Genomic DNA, 18822 nt, shown 5'->3' on the forward strand with positions numbered 1-18822 from the left:
GATGGAGGCTTCGTGAGCAGACTGTTGGAAAGCTACGTACAGGGGCGCTGGTTCGCCGCGGCCGACGAGGGCACGCCGCTGCTCAGTGCGATCGACGGTGCTGAGGTTGCCCGCATTTCGTCGACGGGACTCGATCTCGCGGGCGCGGTCGATTACGCGCGCACCGTGGGTGGCCCTGCGCTGGCGAAGCTGACATTCCATGAGCGCGCGGCCAAGCTCAAGCAGCTCGGTCAGACGCTGCTGGCAGGCAAGCAAGAGTTCTACGAGATCTCACGCCTGACCGGTGCGACCAAGCGCGACTCCGGGATCGATATCGATGGCGGCATCGGCACCGTGCTCAGCTATGCGAGCAAGGCGCGCCGCGAACTGCCCAACGACACGGTGTATCTCGATGGCGCGATCGAGCAACTCGGTAAGCAAGGCACTTTCCTCGGCCAGCACATCTACACCACGCGACGTGGTGTGGCGGTGCAGATCAACGCGTTCAACTTCCCAGTATGGGGTTTCCTCGAAAAGCTCGCGCCCGCGTTCATCGCCGGAGTGCCCTCGATCGTCAAGCCCGCCAGTCAGACTGCCTACCTGACCGAACTCGTGTTCCGGCGCATCATCGAATCCGGTCTGCTTCCGGAGGGTTCGGTTCAGTTGTTGTCCGGCAGCGCCCGCGGATTGCTCGACCACCTCGGCGGTCAGGACTCCGTCGCCTTCACCGGATCCGCCGACACCGCGGCGACGCTGCGCGCGCATCCCAATGTCGTCGGCGAGGGGGTCCACTTCACTGCCGAAGCGGATTCCCTCAACGCATCGGTACTCGGACCCGACGTGCGGACCGACGATCCCGAATTCGAGCTCTACATCAAGCAACTCGTCACCGAGATGACGGTCAAGGCTGGGCAGAAGTGCACCGCGATTCGTCGTGCCCTCGTCCCAGCATCCCTGGTCGACGACGTGATCGATGCGACGAAGGCGCGCTTGGCGAAGGTCGTCGTCGGAGATCCGAATGCCGAGGGCGTCACCATGGGGGCGCTCGCCAGCATCGAACAGCGCGAGGAGGTCTTGAAATCGGTTCGGGGACTGACCAAATCGGCGGAGATCGTGTTCGGTGATCCCGAATCGGTACAAGTCGTCGGAGCATCCGCGTCATCGGGTGCGTTCATATCGCCGATCCTGTTGCGCGCCGGCGATCAGGCGGCGACAGAACCGCACGAGATCGAGGCGTTCGGCCCGGTGTCGACGGTGATCGGCTACGACAACGCCGAAGAACTGATCGAGCTTGTCGCACGCGGAAAGGGCAGTCTCGTCGCATCCGTCGTGACGAAGGATGCGGTCATCGCGCGCGAGATCGTGCTGGGACTCGCTCCGTATCACGGTCGGGTTCTCGTGCTCAACAGCGAAGACGCTCGCGAATCGACCGGCCACGGATCGCCACTTCCCGTTCTCGTGCACGGTGGTCCAGGCCGCGCCGGCGGTGGTGAGGAACTCGGCGGTATACGCGGCGTGCTGCATCACATGCAGCGCACCGCAATTCAGGGAACCCCGAACGTGCTCACCGCGGTGGGCAACAAGTGGGTCGCGGGCTCGGACCGCATTACCGGTGACGTGCATCCGTTCCGCAAAGACCTCGGTGAACTGAGGCTCGGCGATACGATCATCGGCGGTCCGCGTCAGGTGACGCGCGCCGATATCGAGCACTTTGCCGACTTCACCGGGGACACGTTCTACGCGCACACCGACCCGGAAGCAGCAGCCGCGAACCCATTGTTCGGTGGCATCGTCGCGCACGGATACCTCATCGTATCCCTCGCCGCGGGGCTGTTCGTCGAGCCGGCACCAGGCCCGGTCCTGGCGAATTTCGGTGTCGACAACCTGAGGTTCCTGACGCCCGTGAAGGCGGACGATTCGCTCACCGTGACGCTGACAGCAAAGCTGATCACGCCACGCCAGAGCGCTGATTACGGTGAAGTCCGCTGGGATGCAGTGGTTGTCAACCAGAACGATGAGGCCGTCGCGACATACGACGTGCTGACCCTCGTCGCCAAGCCGGAGGAATCATGACCTTTCGTATCGCTGTCTGCTACGGCAAGCCGGAGAACCCAGCAGAGTTCGACGAGCACTACACCTCCGTCCACATCCCCCTCACTCGCGCGGTTCCCGGATTGACCGAATTCACTTGGGGCAAAGCGGCTTCGGTGGATGGTAGCGAGCCACCGTACTATGCGGTGGCCAACCTGTATTTCGCGGACGAGCAGGCGCTGAAGGCGGGAATGGTCTCGCCGGAGATGCGTGCCGCGGGCAAGGACCTGCGTAACTTCGCCACTGGCGGGGTCACGATGTTCACCCAGGAAGAACAGTCCGTCAGGTGAGTGAGCACGGCTTGCGTATCGCCAGGGAGATGTTCGAAGCCGATGTCGCGTCGAAGCTATTGGGTATCGAACTGTTGGCGTTGTCCGCAGGCCATGCTCGTACAACGATGACCGTGACATCGTCGATGCTGAACGGGCACTTCATTACACACGGTGGCTATGTGTTCATCATCGCGGACACCACATTTGCATTGGCCTGTAACAGTTATGACAATGCGGCGGTCGCGGCTCGGGCAGATATCCGATACCTACGCCCGACAAAGGTCGGCGACATTCTCGTCGCAGATGCCGTCGAGCGAGCCCGGTTCGGCCGCAACGGAATATACGATGTCACCGTGACGAGCGGCGATCACGTGGTTGCCGAATTCCGAGGCGACAGCCGGACAATTCCCGCTCCGCAGTAGTGCGGTAACCCCTTCTTCGAGGGCGCAGCCGGTGACCATTGTCGCCGATGCGCCCTCGAAGTCGTTCCATGGGTTCAGGCGTCCGCTCGGACAGCGGTCATCAAACCCATTGCGCCCCAGGCCCGCTGTCTTCCTCGAAGATCAACTAGGTTTTGGTGGACAAGACGCCATCGATCGACTGCAGGCGGTTGGTCACCCTCATGCCGGATCGAGAACTGGCTCGAGGTGATCGGCGGGCCTTGTCGGCTCCTATGCCGACCAGCCCTCATGCAGGACGAATCCGAGTACCTCGCAATCGTCTCCCGAACGACCGACGATCAGTCGCGGCGTCGCTGACTTCCTCGCCCGCAGGTGCACCGATAAGTAGACTTCTGGCGTGACCGATCTCGCGGACTTCGCGCAGCTGATCGCCGGTGACCACGGCCTATGCGTCGTCTCGACGTTGCGAGCGGACGGGACGATCCAGTCGTCCCTGGTCAATGCGGGTGTGTTGAACCACCCCGAGACCGGTGAGCCGGTGGTGGGGATAGTGGTGCGTGGCGGTACTCGCAAGCTCGATCACCTTCGTACCCGACCGCGCATGACGGTCGTCGTCCGTGTCGGTTGGCAGTGGGCTGCTGCGGAGGGGGCGGTATGGATCGCCGGTCCGGACGATCCGGCCCCCGGTATCGACGCCGAACGGTTGCGAATACTTCTGCGTGAGGTATTCACCGCGGCCGGTGGCACCCACGAGGACTGGGATGAGTACGACAGGGTCATGGCCGCCGAGCGCCGCGCGGTCGTCCTGGTCACACCGGACCGCGTCTACGGCAATGGCTGAGGGGAATCACCCCACATCGGATCGCTCCGATCCGATGAGCGGAAGTTTCCGCCCGGCGCGCGCGCTGATCGACCTGTCGCCCAGCGTCATCGTCGCCGCAGACGGCGGGCCGACACTGTTATCGGCGCACTACCTTCTCGGAGGCGGTCCGACACTCCAACCTCATCGGGTGGCGAGTCGTGGAAACAGGGTTTCGGCGTTGCCTCGGTTGATGGCGTAACGCAGGTTGTCGTCGAGTGGGGTGTTGTCGAGCGCGACGTTGAACAGGTGGCTGGAGGGTACGAAAGGGAAGTCGCTGCCGTAGGTGATGCGGGTCGGATCGGCGAAGGCCAGTAGTGATGGCATCGCCGATGGGGTGGATGACAATGCGGTGTCGAAGTAGAAGCGCCGCATGTCGGCCATGATGGTTTCGGTGGTGGTGCCGGGGTTGAATTGGGCAGCGCCGAGGAAGCGGTAGGCGGCGTAGGGGAGGAATCCGCCGCCGTGGGACAGGATCACCTTCAGTCGGCTATGGCGGTTCATGACGCCGTTGACGACCATGTGGATTGCGGTGCGGGTGGTGTCGAAGGGGTAGTCGAGCAGTGGACTGGGCATGCCGTCGAGCATGGTGATCGGTGGTTCGGTGGGGTGGATGAACACAACGGCCGAGCGGGTGTCGAGTTCGGTCCACAACGGTTCGTAGGAAGGGGCGCCGAGATAGCGGCCCTGGGCGTTGGAGAGCAGGACCACGCCGTCAGCGTGGAGTTCATCGAGTGCGTAGACGGCTTCGGTGATCGCACCGTCGACGTCGGGCAGCGGGAGGCAGGCGAATTGGCCGAAGCGGTCGGGGCGATCCTTGACCAGTTCAGCGCCGTAGTCGTTGACCTGGCGGGCCAGGGTGCGGGCCTCGGCGTCGTCACCGAAATGCACGCCGGGGGCGCTGAGTGACAGGATTCCGGTCGCAATGGATTCCTGGTCCATCAGGTCGATCGCAGCGGCCACGTTCCAGTCGGGTGTTGGCCAGCCGCCGGCTGTGCGGCCGCGGTCGTCGAGCAGTGTGCGGTAGGCCGGTGGGATCAGATGCTGATGGGTGTCGATCCGGTTGTGGGACATCCCTTGTCTCCTGACCTCTCGTCGTTGAGGGTTTGTCGCCCGGAGTCCGGTGGGCGTGCAAGTCCCAATGTATGAGGATTTCATCAGAAATGCAATGAATCATCATTGACGCCGATCTACTCGACCATCCTGCGCGGCGCCTACGTCCTGCGCATTCGTCTTCAATGGGAACGGTTACGCCATCTGGCGGCGGCCCTAGTCCAGTTTCTGATGTTTTCATCATTTTCTCTTGACAGAGGAAGTGATCGTGACTGACTATTTGGTCAATAGAATGCGTGGAGGTAGCTGTGACAAGCATCGACAAGGCCGTCGGAGCCGGGCGTACCGTCCGGGTCGGCGAACGTGAGATCTTCTGCACCGAAGTCGGGTCCGGACCTGCTGTTGTGCTGCTGCACGGTGGCGGCCCGGGGGCGTCGGGGCTGTCCAACTATTCGCGCAACGTCGAGGTGCTGGCGCAGCGGTTCCGGGTCATCGTGCCGGACCTGCCCGGCTATGGGCGGTCCTCGAAGCGCGTGGATCAGTCCGACCCATTCGGCGATCTCGCGCGGGCGGTCGGTGGGCTGCTGGACGAACTCGGCATCGCCACAGCGCATTTGGTCGGCAACTCCTACGGTGGTGCGGCGGCACTGCGCCTGGCGATGGACCGGCCGCAGCAGGTAGGCCGGCTGATCCTGATGGGTCCCGGCGGCATCGGCACCACTCGTGCACTGCCCACGAAGGGGCTACAGGAATTGCTGGCCTACTACGGTGGTGGCGGCCCGAGCCGGGACAAGCTCACCCGGTTCATCCGTGACTACCTGGTATTCGACGCAAGCGCGGTGACCGACGAGGTCCTCGATGAGCGCTACCGGGCCAGCATCGACCCCGAGGTCGTGGCCGACCCGCCGCTGCGGCGCCCATCGGGCCCGCTCGCATTGCGCACACTGTGGCGAATGGACTTCACCCGCGACTCGCGCCTGCGCCAAGCCGCCCACCCCACACTGGTGATCTGGGGCGCGCAGGACAAGGTCAACCGGCCCGACGGGGGCCCTACGCTCGCTGGGGCCATGCCCAACTGTGACCTGTATCTGGCGGCCGACACCGGCCACTGGGTGCAGTGGGAGCGCGCGGACTTGTTCAACTCGCTGGCCACCGCATTCCTGGAGGCAGCGGCATGAGTGGTCAGGGCCGGAGGGGGCAGCGAAGCGCAACCGGGCAGGCCCCCGCTCGTGCCGGAATGGACACCGCATGAACCACTTTCAGCGCCCGAACGCCGATGGCTCGGTATTCGGCGCGGTCCACCTGGGATACGTTGTCGTGCAATCGAATCGGCGGACCGACTGGCGGCGCTTCGGTGCCGACGCGATCGGCCTGCACGTCGACGAACTGGACGGCGGCGTCCTTCGTTTCCGTCTCGACGACCGGGCCTGCCGGTTCCTCATCCAACGTGGTCCGGCCGAGGATGTGACCGCGCTGGGCTGGCAGGTGGACGATCACACCACCTTCGACCGCATCATCGCCCGGGTCGCCGACCGCGGCGTGCCGATCAGCGAGGGCACCGCGGCGGAGGCCGCGCTGCGGGGTGTGGAGCGGTTGTGGCGGTTCGCGGGGCCGAAAGGCATTGTGCAGGAGATCTTTACGGTGCCGGTGACAACGCAGGAGCCGTTGCGGATGCTGAGCTCCGGCTGGGTGACCGGCGAGGCGGGCCTGGGGCATGTGGCGATCTTGTCTCGCGAACCCGAGTCGATGCGTGGTTACTACTACACCGTTTTCGACTCCCGGCTGTCCGATTACATCGACGAGAACGTCTCCGGGTTGAAGATGAAGATCCAGTTCCTGCGGGTCAATGAGCGCCATCACTCGATCGCGATCGCCAATATTCGCGGTATCAAGATCGATCCGATCCGAACTCGGGTGCAGCACATCAATATTCAGTCCGAGACCCTGGACGACGTGCTCGCCTCCTTCAGGCGGGTCACCGATCTCGGGTTCCGGATGGCGTGGTCGGTCGGTCAGCACACCAACGACCGCGAGCTGTCCTATTACTGCGTGACACCCTCGGGGTTCGAGCTCGAGGTCGGCTGGAATCCGATCGTGATCGGCCCGGAGTTGGAAACCACCTGGGAGCCGACCACCTATCAGGGCATCAGCATCTGGGGCCACACCCCGGTGGGGGAGACCGTGCTGGACAAGTTCGCTCAGTTCCGGCAGGCGGTCCGGAGTTTGTCCACGCCAGAGATCACCGTTTCTCAGCTCGCGGGAGGACTGCCGCGAGGAACACCATCGACACCGACGACGAAACCATACGCATCTTCCGAACAGCCGGTGTCGCGGACGAATTGGCTGCCGATATGAACGTCCATTCGACCGAGGAGGCGGTATGACATCGACCGTGATCAACTCGCCCGCCGTCCGCGCCGCCGCCGAGCGGCTTTCCGTCGCCGCGACTACCGGTGCGCCGGTCGCCGCGGTGCGCGATCTGATCGGTCCCGACGATGTCGCGGCGGCGTACGCGGTGCAGCGCATCGGCACCAGCAGCCGCCTCGCGGCGGGTGCCCGCATCGTCGGCCGCAAGATCGGGCTGACCTCGCCGGCGGTCCAGCGGCAGCTCGGGGTGAATCAGCCCGATTTCGGGGGCGATTGATGGTGAGATCGTGTCCACCGGAACCGGTTCGGCGTGCCTGGGCGATCCGCTCAATGCGCTCGCGTGGCTGGCACGCACAGCCCGCGATTTCGGTGATCCACTGCGCGCCGGTGAGGTCATCCTGTCCGGTGCGCTCGCCCGATGGCGCCGTTGCGGCCCGGTACTCGTGTCCGCTCCGAACTATTCAGTGGCGCACAAACTCTCGGTACCGTCGACTTCACGCTGGAGGACAAATGAGCGAGCGCCACTTGCGAATCGTCGGCACAGACCCCCCGGTCAGAAGCCGTACCAAAGTAGCCGTGATCGGCTCGGGAAATATCGGCACCGACTTGATGTTCAAGGTGCTGCGCCTGTCGGACACCCTGGAGATGGCCGCCATGGTCGGCATCGATCCAGCGTCCGACGGTCTGGCCCGCGCAGCGCGGCTCGGTGTGCCGACGACCGCGCGCGGCACTGCCGGACTGATCGCGATGCCGCATTTCGACGAGATCGACATCGTGTTCGACGCCACTTCCGCCAGTGCGCATCGCGCCAATGCGGCAGCCATGGAGCCATACGGGAAGCGGCTGATCGACTTGACTCCGGCCGCGATCGGCCCGTTCGTCGTACCCGCGGTGAATCTGGACCGGCACCTGGACGCCACCGATGTCAACATGGTGACCTGCGGGGGACAGGCCACCATCCCGATTGTCGCCGCCATCACACGTGTCACCGAGGTGCCCTACGCCGAGATCGTCGCCGCCATCGCCTCGAAGTCCGCCGGTCCCGGAACCCGCGCCAATATCGACGAGTTCACCGAGACGACCTCCCAGGCGATCGAAGCGGTCGGCGGTGCCACCCGGGGCCGGGCCATCATCGTCCTGAATCCGGCCGAACCGCCGCTGATCATGCGTGACACCGTACTGGCGCTGATCGGTGATCCGAATCCGGAAACCCATGTGGCCGTGCGGTCCTCGATCGAGATGATGGTCGCCGAGGTCGCGGCCTATGTTCCCGGTTACCGGCTCGAGCAGGCCGTCCAGATCACCCCGTTGCCGGACGACGGGTCGATGCGCACGCTGAGCGGCGACGCCATTGTGACGCATCAGGTTTCGGTGTTTCTGGAGGTCGAGGGCGCCGCCCACTATCTACCCGCGTACGCCGGAAATCTCGACATCATGACCTCGGCCGCGCTGCGTGTCGCCGAACGTCTCGCCGCGACGACGCGGGCCACCCAGACCCCGGAGAGTGTCTCGTGAATACAGCATCGCGCAGCGATTCGATGACGGGTGGCGGCCACGTGACGGGTGAGCCCGAAGTGTTCCTGCAGGATGTGACGCTGCGTGACGGCATGCACGCCCTGCGCCATCGGATCACACCGAAAACCGTTGCCGCCGTTGCCGCTGCGCGCGTTGCTCGCGTTCCTGGAGACCGGCAACGGCACGGTGCGGATCCCTGGGACCTCATGATCGTGGAGACCGCGGGGGCGCACACCGACGGGCCCAATCCTTGCCTGGGCGTGATCGACAAGTCGCCGTTCTACGCGGCCACGATCGTGCTGTCCGATCTGGGGACCAAGGGGGGTCTCGTCACCGACGACCACGCGCGCGTGCTGCGGCCCGACGGCTCGGTGATCACTGGACTGTACGCGTCGGGGAATACGATGGCCCCGATGTCCGGCCGGATCTACCCCGGCGCGGGAGGCCCCGTGGGCTCGTCGATGGCGTTCTCCTACATCGCCGCCCTCGATATGGCCGGCGAGAGGGTAGGCATCAAGCCCTCCTCCACACTCGCTCGAGAAGAGTAGTCGACACCCAGAGGCTATTTATTCGCCGACCAGAAAACCCCTGGCGGCGTCCAGGATTCGTTCCGAAAGATCGTCGCCGGCGCTGGCCCTGGCGAGCAGCAGGGCACCCGCCATTACCGACACCTCGATGAGCACTTCGCGCTCTTCGTCGGCGGAGCGCTCACCGAATTCGGCCAGCTTGCCGATCATATTGCGGATGCCATCGACGTATGCCGCCCGCAGCGGGCTGTCGGTCTCGGCGCGTGCCACATCCCCGGCCAGGGCGGCGATGCCGCAGCCTCGCCCTGCCGTGTCGCGGTGCTGGACCGACAGGTACCGCTCGATGAACGCTCGCCGCGCCGCCGGTCCGTCAGGGCTGTCTGCGCGAATCTGTTCCATTTCACGGATCTTCTCGGCGTATGCGGCCGTAGATGCTTGCGTGACCAGGTCTTCCTTGGAACGGAAATGCCGATAGAAACCGCCGTGGGTCAGTCCGGCGGCGGCCATCAGCTCGGGCACGGTCATGGCGCCGGCCCCGCGTTCGCGTACCTGCGCCGCGGCCGCGTCGAGGACCTGCTCGCGGTGCGCTTGCGCCTGCGCTCGGGATGCTCGCGGCACGTGATCCCCTTTCCTCGGGCCGCGCACGCCCCAACGGCGCGCGCTCGGCAGTCACAGTCTTGCGCATCTTCTTAGATGATGATCATAATCTAAAGTGTTGGTGAGTGGCAGTGCTCGCCGCACCCGATCTATCCGGCGCACCATTCGCGCGGGGACACCAGGAACAAGTCGGAAGGGATGGATATGACCAGAATCGAGGGCGCGGTCGCGCTCGTGACCGGCGGCCAGCGCGGACTCGGACAGGCATTCGTCGACGAACTGCTGCGCCGCGGTGCGACCAAGGTCTACGCGACCGCCCGCCAGCCGAAGACCAGCACCGACCCCCGCGTCGAACCGCTCGCATTGGACGTCACCGACCCCGATTCGGTCACGGCCGCGGCAACCCTGGCCGCGGACGTCGATATCGTCGTCAACAATGCGGGAGTACTCCTCCCGGCGCCGCTGTTGAAAGCCGAAATGGCCGATGTGGTAGCCACTTTCGAAACAAATGTCTTCGGCCCACTGCGCGTCGCCCAGGCATTCGCGCCGATTCTCGCGGCCAACGGCGGCGGCGCGCTCATCGACATCCATTCGGTGCTGTCGTGGGGCGCGGGCGCGGCAGCCTACGGCGCGTCCAAGGCGGCGTTCTGGTCGCTCACCAATTCACTCCGGCTAGAGCTGTCCGCCCAGCACACCCAGGTGGTCGGGGTGCATCTCGGGTTCGCCGATACCGACATGGTCAAACGTCTCACCGTCGACAAAATCGACCCGAGCCAGGTGGCCGCGGCCGTCTTCGACGGCGTGGAGCGAGGCGAGCACGAGGTACTCGTCGACGAGGTGACCAGGCAGCTGAAGGCAGCGCTGTCCGGGCCCGTCGAAGATCTCGCGCTGCCCATCGGACGCTGACCACTGTTCACCCACCTCACCAGGAGAACGCACCGATGCCACTGTGGCACATCTACCATCCCGCGAACACCTACTCCGACAAGGACAAACAGGACTTCGCGAAAGACATCACCGAGGTCTACACCAGTTTCGGCCTCCCGGCGTTCTACGTCGTCGTGCTGTTCAAGGAAATCGAGGAATCCGCATTCTTCGTCGGCGGGGAACCGGCGAACGACACCGTGCGGATCGTCGTCGAGCATCTCGCCCGGCACCTGGACGACCCGGATATGCGTAAACGATCGACCCAGAAGCTCGATTCGATCATGGTTCCGTATACCCGAGACCGTGGACTGCATTGGGAATTCCACACTTACGAGTCCCCTCGCGATCTGTGGATGATCGCGGGACTGTTCCCACCCGGACCCGGCACCGAAGCCGAAAGCGCCTGGGCCAGCGAGAACAAACCCGTCCCGTACTGATCGAACAGAGATCTCTCAACGCGGTTGTCGCTGTTGTGAGGATAGGGCAATCGAGTTGCTACCCAGGGCAATAGGAGTGCGACACTGTGCTAATGGTGGCGCAATCGCGCGGTGATGTTCTTGTACTCATGCGGATTCCCTCCTGGCTCGGGAAGAGCAAGCCAACCACCAGCATCTACGACAAAATCGGCGGTCACGATTCCTTGGAAGCCGTGGTCGAGGACTTCTATACCCGGGTTCTCGCCGACGATGAACTGGCCGGTTTCTTCAGCGGCACGAACATGTCCAGGTTGAAGGGTAAGCAGGTCGAGTTCTTCGCCGCGGCCCTCGGCGGCCCGGAGCCCTACACCGGCGCCCCGATGAAGCAGGTCCACCAGGGCCGTGGCATCACCACGCACCATTTCGGTTTGGTGGCAGGCCATCTGGGTGACTCGCTGAAAGCGGCGGGCGTTCCCGACGACATCATCGCTGACATCCTCGGTGCGGTCTCTCCGCTCGCCGACGATATCGCCTCGTCCGGTGCGACGCTCTAGCTAGCAAGCCATCGAGGATTGGCTCGACAGGTGAGCGCGCCACAAGTGCGGAACTGTCGACGGGAGCCGGCTCCGCGCGCACTCCCGCCGTCAGCCTGAACGGCGATCGCAGGTATCACCACGGGCACCAACCGATGATCGCCTGGGTAACTACCGCGAGCGGCGGCGGCGCATGGTGAGTACGCCGGTGACCCATCCGACGGCGAACATTGTCAGCAGGATCAGCCACATCGGTGAGCGAATGGTGATCAACAGGAATTCGATGGAGACCTTGCCGCGGTTCTCGGCGACGAAGATGACCGCCATGACCGTGACCGCGAGGGCCACCCATTGCGTCGGTGAGATACGGGCCAGCAACGAACGATGCTCAGTGCTGTTCATGGCGAATCCCTCTGTACTAGTTGGTGTCGGATCGCTATTCGGCTGTGCTGGGTTGTCGCATCGCGCAGTTCTTCTCGTCTACTATACGACCAAAGTGTGACGCCGGTCACAGTGGCAAGGTGTGTATTTGCGTAGAGATTGAGTTGTCCGGATTCGCCGAGGGGGTCGATACGGTCGGTTCACGGGCCTATCCGGGCAGAAATGCATATTCGAGCGATAGGTCCCTGCGATGCGCGCATTCCGATGTCCGGTATGTCAGCAGTTTGCGTTCTTCGAGACATAGACGTGTAGTGGTTGCGGCGCGGTAATCGGCTTTCACATTCCGACACGGACTCTGATACCAGCCCCGGCCGAGGGTATCGTCATCGACTCGACCCGTTGGCTGCGCTGCTCCTCGTGGAGTTGGGATGCAATTGGCTGGCGGCCGAGAATTCCGGCAGCGCACAGTGTTTCGCTGGACGTCTGATCAGACGCCGGCCGGAGGCAGACGACACCATTGCGCTCGAGAAGTTGGCACGGACGGGAAATGCCTTACGCCGCTTGCTGTTCCAACTAGTCGAACTAGGGCTCCCAATAGTGCCCTATTACGAGACAAGTGGTGGTCTGGCATTCGAAGCTCTGACGCGGACCGTCCTACCGGCAGTCAGATTCCGGGTTCGGCCGCCAGCCGACCCGAGGCGACCGCCTCCACCAACGCCTGATGGTCCTTTTCGGTCTGATCCGCGTAGGCCTTGGCGAAGCGGCACATCGCTCGGTCGACGGCATCGGAGGAACCCAGGTAGCCGCTGATCATGGACGCGCCGCTCGTCCGTGCATGGCCCTTGGCGAGCAGCCGCCCGCAGATGGCGACATAGTCGACGAAGGCGGCAGCGTCGATATTGGCCAAGTCCACCGTTCCCTTCATATTGCGGAACTGGCGTACGTAGTACTGCAGGCCGTCCACGGTGGTCCAGCCCAACAGTGGGTCGCTCACCGTCTGCAGAGCCTGCTGATACTCCGCGACGCGCTGACCCTGATGGTTGTGCCACTCCGCGTCGCCGTGCACGAACGTGCATCTGCCGATCGACCGTCTTGATCGAAGTATCTGAAACAACAATGCTTCACCGATTTGGGCGGCGATCGATGACCCACCCGGCACTGATCGCGGTGTTCGCGCACGCGCTCGTCTAGGGTGTGGGTGCGGCAATGCCGCACAGTCAGATATGCGTGAACAGCGGTACGTTCCGTGGTTATTTTCCACCGAATCGAAAGGCGCTGCATGGCAAAGGATTTGACGCAAATCGAATTACTGACGGAGCTGGAGCCGGTTGTCGCGGCCAATATCGACCGGCATATGGCCACGGTCAAGGACTGGTGTCCACATGATTATGTGCCCTGGGACGAGGGCCGCAACTTCGCAGCAATGGGTGGCGAGGATTGGGATCCTGAGCAGTCACGGCTCTCGGAGGTCGCCAAAGTCGCGATGATCACGAATCTGCTGACCGAGGACAACTTGCCTTCCTACCACCGTGTGATCGGCGATAACTTCTCGCACGACGGTGCGTGGGGCACCTGGGTCGGCCGCTGGACTGCCGAGGAGAACCGCCACGCCATCGCGATGCGCGACTACCTCGTATGCACCCGCGCTGTCGATCCTGTCGCCTTGGAGAACGACCGGATGGTGCACATGACCCGCGGTGTACACGCGCCGAAGGGCTTCGGTGGTGTGCTCAATCAGGTCGCTTATGTGACGTTCCAGGAGTTGGCCACCCGGGTCAGCCATCGCACCACCGGACGAGTCTGCGACGACCCGATCGCCGACCGAATGCTGCAACGCATTGCGGCCGACGAGAATCTGCACATGATGTTCTATCGCAACATCACCGGTGCCGCGTTCGACATCGCTCCTGACCAGACGATGGAGTCGGTGTCCAATGTCCTGAGGACGTTCGCCATGCCGGGCACCGGCATGCCGAACTGGCGTCGCAATGGCGTGTTGATGGTCAAGCATGGGATCTACGACCTGCGCCAGCACCTGGACGAGGTCCTGCTACCGGTCCTGAAAATATGGAACGTCTTCAAGCGCACCGACTTCACCGCACGCGGCGAACGAAGCCGCGAAGAACTCGGCGAGTACCTCGAAAAACTCACTCGCGACGTCATCCGATTCGAAGAACAGCGCGCCCGCATCCTCGCCCGCGAGGCGGCGCGGGTCGGGTAGGGCACCCTGGATGTCAGAGTCACCCGGAGCTGCCCGGTAGGTGCCTGCGATCTTGTAGGCACCTAGCAGTTCCTCGGCGTCGGAACCGATGCGCGGTAATCGGCGGAAGCGGATGTTCGACTCGCCGCTGCGTGGTCGGCGCCGACGGCGTCGTAGGCGGAAGGAGCAGACTGGGCTCGCGATATGGTTCGGCACTTTCACGCACTGATCGACGGACCGAGTCTCTCGGCATGGCAGACGACTACGGCACGCCCATCGCGGCGATCGGCCAGTGGTCATCTATAGCGGCGGCGCATGGCGGGGCCCGGTTCACAGCCAGCGCGGCGGCCCGTCGAGGTCGGTGTCGATGGTCACCCCGATCGCGCCGCGGCCGGTGGCCCAGCGCACGACGGCGGCCAGCGGTCCGGCGACCGTATGCTGCGGCGGCGAATCCTGGTGCACCGCAATGGGTGTGCGTCCATCGATGGAAAGAACGAGTCCGGTGCCCAGGTCCTTCGTGCACCACATGCCGACGATATCGGCGAGCAGCGAGTCGAGGACCACGGTGGGGAAGTCGCCGAAGCGGCCGTTGCCGGCGAGGTCGACGGCGTGTATCCATACTTCCCGGGTACGCATCCAGGCTGTTTCGGCGGCGGGGACGAGCCGGCCCTGGGCGGTGCGGACCTGCGCCGCCCACGCGGTCGGCGGTAGGTTGCGCCATTTCTCGTCGAGGCGGGCTGCGGTGTGGGTGAACAGGTTTCCCAGGGCGGCCGGGGTGAGGGTTGCGCCCTCGTCGATCTCGCGGGCTCGTTGTTCGGGGGAGGCGTACATCGGGGTCTCCACGCCGGTAGCCGCCCAGTCCAGCAGGCGGCACAGGGCGGCGGCGTTGTAGCCGACGTGCGCGAGGAGATGCCTGCGCGTCCATCCGGGCAACAGGGTGTCGCCGTCGAGGTCGGTGTCGGTCAGGTCGGCCAGGCGTTGGGCGAAATAGGCGGTGCCGCGGCGGGCGATCAGCAGTTGCTCGCCGAGCGGCAGTTCGTGGAATTCCACTGTGCGAAGCCCTATTTGACGATCGTTGTGTTGCGGACGGTGCCTATGCCTTCGATGCTGATCTCGACGGTTTCCCCGTTCAGGATGTAGCGCGGGGGTTTGCGGGCGTGGCCGACGCCGCCGGTGGTGCCGGTGATGATCACGTCGCCGGGTTGCAGGGTGAGGATGTGGGAGATGTAGTCGATGAGCTTGGCGGGGGTGAACACGAGATCATCGGTGGTGGCGCTCTGCATCAGCCGGCCGTCGAGGCGGGTTTCGATGCGGGTGCCGAGGGTGTAGTCGGTAACCAGGAATGGTCCGAAGCCGCTGGTCTTTTCGAAGGTCTTGCCCTGATCCCACTGCAGCGTGCGGTACTGATAGTCCCGCATGGTGTAGTCGTTGATCACCGAGTAGCCGGCGATGTAATCCGCGGCGTCGGCTTCGGACACCTGGTAGGCCGGTGTGCCGATGACGACGGCGAGTTCGGCTTCCCAATCGAGTTCGGCGGCGGCGTATGCCGGGACGATCACGTCGTCGTAGGGCCCGGTCAGTGCCTCTTTGAATTTCGAGAACAGCGTCGGGAACTCGGGCAGTTCGCGACCCATCTCGGCGATGTGGGTGGCGTAGTTGAGGCCGACGCAGATGATCTTGCCCGGGTTTGGGACCACGGGTGCGTAGTCGGCGTCGGCGAGGTCGATGGTGCGGCCGGATGCCTGCTCTGCCAACGTCTTCCAGTTCGGTGCGGTCAGCAGTTCGGACAGGTCCGAGTACCCCTCGATGACGGTGGCCGTGGCGTCGGAGACGAGGGCGGGTGCGGTGGTGCCGTCCAGGCGCAGGGTGGCGAGTCTCATCGGTGTTCAGGCTCCTTCGGCGATGTGCGTGCGATGGAAGTGCAGGCGTTCCACGATCGGGGCGTCGGAGAACATGAACAGGTCGAAGTCGGTGTCGGCCTCGATCGAGCACTGTGTCCACGACGGGACCACGATGAGGTCGCCCGTGCCGACCTCGGTGACCTTGTCGCCCAGGTGGAATCGTCCCGTACCGTCGAATACCTGGTACACGGCTGATCCGACGTCGCGGCGGGGACGGGTGTGCGCTCCCGCGCGCAGCCGGTGGAACTCCGTGCGGATCGTCGGCATGACATCGCCACCGGTGGTCGGATTGGTGTATCGGACGGCCGCGTGGCCGGGCTCCGTGGTGGCCGGATAGCCCTCGTCCTCGAGTGCGAGCTGTTCGCGCAGCGCGGCGTCGGTGTGTTCCCACCGGTAGGCGGCGATGGGGGAGCTGGCCTTGGCGTCGAGGCCGACGAGGGGGCGCAGGCCCGGATGCGCCCAGAGCCGTTCCGAGCGTGACACGTCCGGGGTGGCATCGTCGGTGACGCAGTCGGATCCGAATTCGAAGAAGCCGGTATCGGTGTAGTGGACGAACGGGATGTCCAGGCCGTCGATCCAAGCCATCGGCTGATCGGTTTCGTTGTGATGGCCGTGGAAATGCCAGCCCGGGGTGAGCAGCAGGTCACCGCGGCGCATCGCGACGGGGTCGCCGTCGACGACGGTCCACACGCCCTCGCCCTCGACGACGAAGCGGAAAGCGTTCTGGCTGTGGCGATGTTCGGGCGCGGTCTCTTTCGGCCCGAGATATTGGATGGCCGCCCACAGTGTCGGCGTCACATGCGGCACCCCGCCCAGACCCGGATTCGCCAGCGCGATCGCGCGGCGTTCCCCGCCGCGGCCGACCGGTACCAGATCCCCGGCGCGCTGCGCGAGCGGATACAGCGTCGACCATTTCCATACGAAGGGAACGGCTTTCGAAGTGGGCGTCATCGGCATGAGGTCGCCGAGCTGGGTCCACAGCGGATTCAGGTTGGCGGTTTCGAAGTCGCGGTAGAGCTGATCGAGCAGCTCGTCGTCGAGCGGTGGATCCGAAGCGGTCATCGGGAGTGCCTTCCTGTGCGGCGGAGCGGGATTGGTCACGGCTGGGCGCGGTCGTGTGTGACGCGCTCGGCGATGTCGACCCGCAGCGCTTTCTTGTCGATCTTGCCGACCTTGGTGGTCGGCATCGAGGTGACGACCTCGAGCCGTTCGGGGATCTTGAACCGGGCGACACCGGCCGCGTTCATCACCGCGGCGACGTCGGCCAGGCCAACCGAATGGTCCTGGGCCACTGTCAGATACAGGCACACCCGCTCCCCGAGCGTCGGGTCGGGCATGGCCACTGCGGCCGCCATCTCGACGCCGTCGAGCTGGTAGGCGAAGTTCTCGACCTCCTCGGCGGAGATCTTCTCCCCGCCGCGGTTGATCATGTCCTTGTCCCGGCCTTCGACTATCAGGTTGCCGTCGGGGCGGCGCACCACGATATCGCCGCTGGCATACCAGCCGTCCGGGGTGAACGCGCGTGAATTGTGTTCGGGGGCCCGGAAATAGCCGCGCGGGGTGTACGGGCCCCGCGTGAGCAGAGCACCGGGGATGCCGTCGGGCACCGGGTTGCCGGTCTCGTCGACGACCAGGATCTCGTCGGCGTCGCTGACCGGTCGGCCCTGGGTGGTCCGGATGATCTCCGGGTCATCGTCGAGCCGGGTCATATTGATCAGTCCCTCGGCCATACCGAACACTTGCTGCAGGCGCGCGCCCAATACCGGTTCCACCCGCGCGGCCAGCTCGTCGGGCATTCGGGAGCCGCCCACTTGCAGCACACGCAGGCTGGTGCCGCGCAGCGGCCGGTGTTGGCGCTGGTATTCGATCCAGCTCTGCGCCACCGCGGGCACGACGGCCGAGACGGTGACTCCTTCGGCATCGATGGTGCGCAGTGCGCGCTCCGGAGCCGGAGACGGCAGCATCACCGCGCGAGCGCCGGCGAACAGCGCGCCGAGGACGCCGGGGCAGGCCAGCGGGAAGTTGTGACTGCTCGGCAAGGTGCCCAGATAGACGGTGTCGGAGTCGAATTCGGAGATATCGTTGCAGCACAGGATGTTGTAGGCGTAGTCGTCGTTGGTGCGCACGATCAGCTTGGGCAATCCGGTGGTGCCGCCGGACAGCAGCATGCACGCCACATCGGCGCCGGTCGGCTCGTAGTCCGCCTCGGCGAAATGCGGGCTCGTCTCCAGCGCGGCCCGCAGGCTGTGCTCGGGGGCGTATTCCGGTGTGGTGCTGGACAATTCGCCGTGTACGACGATCGCGCGGATACTGGGGACCTGGGCCGCGACCTGCTGGGCGACCTGCCGCAGGTCGGTGTCCCGGTCGATATCGGCCACTACGACAGTGACCGCTTCGGACAAGGCAGCCAGATGTGTCAGCTCGTACTGCCGATGCGCGGGCAGCGCCATCACCGGCACCACCCCGGTCCGCAGACAGGCGAGGGTGAGCGCGACGAACTCCCAACAGTTGGGCAGCTGCACCAGAACGCGGTCACCTGCCGCGATTCCCAGATCGAGCAGTGCCTGCGCACACGACGCGGCACGGTCCCACAACTGCCGATACGTCAGGCGGGTCGTGCCGTCGATGATGGCCTCGTCGTCCGGGCGCTGGGTGACCTGCTCGGCAATGTAGGAGGCCAGCGATCGGCCCGGCCAGTACCCGGCCGCGCGATAGCGTTCGGCGACATCGTCGGGCCAGGGCACGACACCGTCGATTGTTACGGGGGGACGGATGCTCATGCCTGCACCTCGCCGGCGCTCGG

General features: G+C 64.7%; 18 protein-coding genes and 3 pseudogenes. 13 read left to right on the top strand and 8 right to left on the bottom strand.

Annotation, left to right across the window (positions count from 1 at the left end; all coding sequences use genetic code 11):
- Positions 1 to 12: 12 nt before the first annotated feature.
- From paaZ to OG874_RS06670, 4 genes are all read left to right on the top strand, one after another.
- Positions 13 to 2052 carry a phenylacetic acid degradation bifunctional protein PaaZ gene (gene paaZ, locus OG874_RS06655; RefSeq protein WP_330254231.1) on the top strand — a complete coding sequence of 680 codons (2040 nt, stop codon included), beginning with the start codon at positions 13 to 15 and terminating at the stop codon, positions 2050 to 2052.
- Positions 2049 to 2360 carry an EthD family reductase gene (locus tag OG874_RS06660; RefSeq protein WP_330254232.1) on the top strand — a complete coding sequence of 104 codons (312 nt, stop codon included), beginning with the start codon at positions 2049 to 2051 and terminating at the stop codon, positions 2358 to 2360. The genes paaZ and OG874_RS06660 overlap by 4 nt, the downstream gene beginning before the upstream one ends.
- Positions 2361 to 2389: 29 nt before the next feature.
- Positions 2390 to 2764: a hydroxyphenylacetyl-CoA thioesterase PaaI gene (paaI, locus tag OG874_RS06665; protein ID WP_330257208.1), complete on the top strand. Its 375-nt coding sequence runs from the start codon at positions 2390 to 2392 to the stop codon at positions 2762 to 2764.
- Positions 2765 to 3140: 376 nt separating this feature from the next.
- Positions 3141 to 3584 (top strand): TIGR03618 family F420-dependent PPOX class oxidoreductase, encoded by a 444-nt coding sequence (locus OG874_RS06670; protein ID WP_330254233.1) that lies wholly within the window; start codon positions 3141 to 3143, stop codon positions 3582 to 3584.
- Between the two features lie 162 nt (positions 3585 to 3746).
- Here OG874_RS06670 and OG874_RS06675 read toward each other — a convergent pair whose 3' ends face one another.
- The gene (locus OG874_RS06675) at positions 3747 to 4676 is read right to left on the bottom strand and encodes an amidohydrolase family protein (protein WP_330254234.1); all 930 of its coding nucleotides are present in this window, start codon (positions 4674 to 4676) and stop codon (positions 3747 to 3749) included.
- A 296-nt stretch (positions 4677 to 4972) separates the two neighbouring features.
- Between OG874_RS06675 and OG874_RS06680 the strand changes: the two genes are divergently transcribed.
- The 5 genes and pseudogenes from OG874_RS06680 to OG874_RS06700 all read left to right on the top strand — a co-directional run.
- On the top strand, positions 4973 to 5833 hold the full coding sequence (locus tag OG874_RS06680) for an alpha/beta fold hydrolase (RefSeq protein ID WP_442943380.1): 861 nt from the start codon (positions 4973 to 4975) through the stop codon (positions 5831 to 5833).
- Positions 5834 to 5903: 70 nt separating this feature from the next.
- On the top strand, positions 5904 to 7010 hold the full coding sequence (locus tag OG874_RS06685) for a VOC family protein (protein WP_330254236.1): 1107 nt from the start codon (positions 5904 to 5906) through the stop codon (positions 7008 to 7010).
- A gap of 25 nt (positions 7011 to 7035) precedes the next feature.
- A pseudogene (locus tag OG874_RS06690) lies at positions 7036 to 7536 on the top strand (2-keto-4-pentenoate hydratase).
- The gene (locus tag OG874_RS06695) at positions 7533 to 8537 is read left to right on the top strand and encodes an acetaldehyde dehydrogenase (acetylating) (protein WP_330254237.1); all 1005 of its coding nucleotides are present in this window, start codon (positions 7533 to 7535) and stop codon (positions 8535 to 8537) included. The pseudogene OG874_RS06690 and the gene OG874_RS06695 overlap by 4 nt, the downstream one beginning before the upstream one ends.
- Before the next feature lie 236 nt (positions 8538 to 8773).
- Positions 8774 to 9085 (top strand): annotated as a pseudogene (locus tag OG874_RS06700) (FAD-binding protein); the annotation flags it as partial.
- A gap of 18 nt (positions 9086 to 9103) precedes the next feature.
- Here the strand turns inward: OG874_RS06700 and OG874_RS06705 are convergent.
- A complete protein-coding gene (locus tag OG874_RS06705; RefSeq protein ID WP_330254238.1) occupies positions 9104 to 9682 on the bottom strand; it encodes a TetR/AcrR family transcriptional regulator in 579 nt (192 codons plus the stop codon).
- A 183-nt stretch (positions 9683 to 9865) separates the two neighbouring features.
- Between OG874_RS06705 and OG874_RS06710 the strand changes: the two genes are divergently transcribed.
- From OG874_RS06710 to OG874_RS06720, 3 genes are all read left to right on the top strand, one after another.
- Entirely contained in the window at positions 9866 to 10567 is a 702-nt protein-coding gene (locus OG874_RS06710) for an SDR family oxidoreductase (RefSeq protein WP_330254239.1), read from the top strand.
- A 35-nt stretch (positions 10568 to 10602) separates the two neighbouring features.
- Positions 10603 to 11025 carry a tautomerase family protein gene (locus OG874_RS06715; RefSeq protein WP_330254240.1) on the top strand — a complete coding sequence of 141 codons (423 nt, stop codon included), beginning with the start codon at positions 10603 to 10605 and terminating at the stop codon, positions 11023 to 11025.
- A gap of 128 nt (positions 11026 to 11153) precedes the next feature.
- A complete protein-coding gene (locus OG874_RS06720) occupies positions 11154 to 11558 on the top strand; it encodes a group I truncated hemoglobin (RefSeq protein ID WP_330257209.1) in 405 nt (134 codons plus the stop codon).
- Between the two features lie 150 nt (positions 11559 to 11708).
- Here the strand turns inward: OG874_RS06720 and OG874_RS06725 are convergent, their stop codons facing one another.
- Together OG874_RS06725 and OG874_RS06730 are read right to left on the bottom strand one after the other, a co-directional pair.
- The gene (locus OG874_RS06725; protein ID WP_330254241.1) at positions 11709 to 11939 is read right to left on the bottom strand and encodes a hypothetical protein; all 231 of its coding nucleotides are present in this window, start codon (positions 11937 to 11939) and stop codon (positions 11709 to 11711) included.
- Positions 11940 to 12582: 643 nt separating this feature from the next.
- A pseudogene (locus tag OG874_RS06730) lies at positions 12583 to 13041 on the bottom strand (DUF2252 family protein); the annotation flags it as partial.
- 156 nt (positions 13042 to 13197) lie between these two features.
- Here OG874_RS06730 and OG874_RS06735 point away from each other — a divergent pair.
- Positions 13198 to 14139 carry an acyl-ACP desaturase gene (locus tag OG874_RS06735; protein ID WP_330254243.1) on the top strand — a complete coding sequence of 314 codons (942 nt, stop codon included), beginning with the start codon at positions 13198 to 13200 and terminating at the stop codon, positions 14137 to 14139.
- A gap of 309 nt (positions 14140 to 14448) precedes the next feature.
- Here OG874_RS06735 and OG874_RS06740 read toward each other — a convergent pair whose 3' ends face one another.
- From OG874_RS06740 to OG874_RS06755, 4 genes are read right to left on the bottom strand one after another with little or no spacing between them, the layout of a single operon-like run.
- Entirely contained in the window at positions 14449 to 15168 is a 720-nt protein-coding gene (locus tag OG874_RS06740; RefSeq protein ID WP_330254244.1) for a maleylpyruvate isomerase family mycothiol-dependent enzyme, read from the bottom strand.
- A gap of 11 nt (positions 15169 to 15179) precedes the next feature.
- Positions 15180 to 15998, bottom strand: a complete 819-nt coding sequence (locus OG874_RS06745; protein ID WP_330254245.1) for a fumarylacetoacetate hydrolase family protein — start codon at positions 15996 to 15998, stop codon at positions 15180 to 15182.
- Positions 15999 to 16004: 6 nt separating this feature from the next.
- A complete protein-coding gene (locus tag OG874_RS06750) occupies positions 16005 to 17081 on the bottom strand; it encodes a cupin domain-containing protein (RefSeq protein ID WP_330254246.1) in 1077 nt (358 codons plus the stop codon).
- Between the two features lie 35 nt (positions 17082 to 17116).
- Positions 17117 to 18799 (bottom strand): (2,3-dihydroxybenzoyl)adenylate synthase, encoded by a 1683-nt coding sequence (locus OG874_RS06755; RefSeq protein WP_330254247.1) that lies wholly within the window; start codon positions 18797 to 18799, stop codon positions 17117 to 17119.
- Between the last annotated feature and the right edge of the window lie 23 nt (positions 18800 to 18822).

Source organism: Nocardia sp. NBC_00565, from assembly GCF_036345915.1.
Lineage (GTDB): Bacteria > Actinomycetota > Actinomycetes > Mycobacteriales > Mycobacteriaceae > Nocardia.